General features: G+C 31.1%; 3 protein-coding genes. 2 read left to right on the forward strand and 1 reads right to left on the reverse strand.

Features of this window, described 5'->3' with window-relative positions; genetic code table 11:
- Positions 1-6: 6 nt before the first annotated feature.
- Positions 7-612 carry an NUDIX hydrolase gene (locus tag RH98_RS14920; protein ID WP_010257524.1) on the reverse strand — a complete coding sequence of 202 codons (606 nt, stop codon included), beginning with the start codon at positions 610-612 and terminating at the stop codon, positions 7-9.
- 7 nt (positions 613-619) lie between these two features.
- On the opposite strand from RH98_RS14920, the gene pyrE reads away from it, so the two are divergent.
- Both pyrE and RH98_RS14930 read left to right on the forward strand, forming a co-directional pair.
- Positions 620-1261 (forward strand): orotate phosphoribosyltransferase, encoded by a 642-nt coding sequence (gene pyrE / locus RH98_RS14925; RefSeq protein WP_010257529.1) that lies wholly within the window; start codon positions 620-622, stop codon positions 1259-1261.
- Between the two features lie 25 nt (positions 1262-1286).
- Entirely contained in the window at positions 1287-1679 is a 393-nt protein-coding gene (locus RH98_RS14930) for a hypothetical protein (RefSeq protein ID WP_010257533.1), read from the forward strand.
- Positions 1680-1693: the final 14 nt, after the last annotated feature.

Below are 1693 nucleotides of genomic sequence, written 5' to 3' on the forward strand. Positions count from 1 at the left end.
ATATCCTTATTTATCTAATAAACCCATTTCATTTACTAGCAATTTAATATTCTCATAAGAGTTATCCATTGCCTCCCTGATTTGTTCTTTATTTAACCATGCAACTTTTTCAATTCCTTCCTCCGTCTGTCCTACTAACTCACCTTCAAATTTAGTACTCATTTCATACCAAGTGGTTATTTTTAATTTATACTTACCATTTCTTTTAAAAATATGATATGTCTTAGGCAACTTTCGTACAATTTTCAGCCCACTAACTCCAGTTTCCTCTTCTACCTCGCGAACTGCAGTTTCTTCCATTTCTTCGTTTTTCTCAATTCCCCCTTTAGGCAAATCCCATTTACCACTTCTTAAGATAAAAAGTACTTCCCCTTTTGGATTGAATACTACTCCACCACCAGCTTTTTGAACAGGAATCTTTTCTTTTATCTTTTTTAAGATCTGTTTTTCGTCAGGATGATATAAAAATGCCTTATCAATTTTATTTTGAAAATATTTAATGATAATTTTGTCAATATCGACACTGTCTAATAAAAACAATTGAAAGTCGGTTTCCTTCTCAATTTTGTTTGTTAAAAACAGCGGTTTGTCGTTTACAAAAACTTTATACATTTGTATTATGATTTTTAATAAAGAAACAGCTCAAAAAACGGCCGAATTACTTTTGCAAATTAACGCAATTAAATTAAATCCTAAAAATCCTTTTACATGGGCATCAGGATGGAAATCTCCAATTTACTGTGATAACCGTATTACACTATCATTTCCAGAAATTAGAAAATTTTTGCAACAAGAATTTGCAGACAATATTATTGCTAAATATGGCAAGCCTGAAGTAATCGCAGGTGTTGCTACTGGAGCGATAGGTATTGGCTTATTAGTTGCTGAAGCTCTTGATTTACCTTTTGTATATGTAAGACCAGAACCTAAAAAACACGGTAGACAAAATCAAATAGAAGGTCAACTTGAAGCAGGTAAAAAAGTTTTAGTGATAGAAGATCTAATTAGTACTGGAAAAAGTAGTTTGCAAGCTGTAGAAGCTCTTAAAGAAAATGGTGCTATAATAATGGGGATGGCTGCAATATTCACATATGAATTTCAAATTTCAGTAGACAACTTTAAAGAAGCTGGTATAGAACTAACTACCTTAAGCAATTATTCCTCTTTACTAGACGCTGCTGTAAAACAAAACTATATTTCTGATAACGATTTAGAAACCTTACAAGAGTGGAGAAAAAATCCTTCAGAATGGAATCAATAACTATAATCTAAAAAACTAGATAACTATGAATTTACAAAGTCCAAAAGTTAGCGTAGCTAAATCTGCTGAATATATATTCAATGCTTTAACTGATGTTAAAAACTTCGAAAAATTAATGCCAGAATCAATTGCTAAATTTGAAGTAACTGGTGAAGATTCTTTCATCTTTGCATTAAAAGGCATGCCAGAAATTAAACTTAGAAAAAAAGAGGCAACTCCAAATTCTAAAGTTATTTTAGGAGCAGCTAGTGATAAATTACCTTTTACATTAACTGGTGATATCACAGAAATAGATGCTAACAATACTGAGATCCAACTTCATTTTGAGGGTAACTTTAACCCAATGATGGCAATGATGGTAAAAGGTCCTATTGGAAAATTTATTGAAGCATTAGCTGGAAACATGAATAAATTATAATATACTTATAAAAT

Origin of the sequence: Myroides injenensis M09-0166 (genome assembly GCF_000246945.1) — a bacterium.
GTDB classification, from domain to species: Bacteria; Bacteroidota; Bacteroidia; order Flavobacteriales; family Flavobacteriaceae; genus Flavobacterium; species Flavobacterium injenense.

Coding starts and splice junctions, on each gene's coding strand:
- RH98_RS14920 (WP_010257524.1), bottom strand. CDS start 612: ATGTATAAAGTTTTTGTAAACGACAAACCGCTGTTTTTAACAAACAAA.
- pyrE (WP_010257529.1), top strand. CDS start 620: ATGATTTTTAATAAAGAAACAGCTCAAAAAACGGCCGAATTACTTTTG.
- RH98_RS14930 (WP_010257533.1), top strand. CDS start 1,287: ATGAATTTACAAAGTCCAAAAGTTAGCGTAGCTAAATCTGCTGAATAT.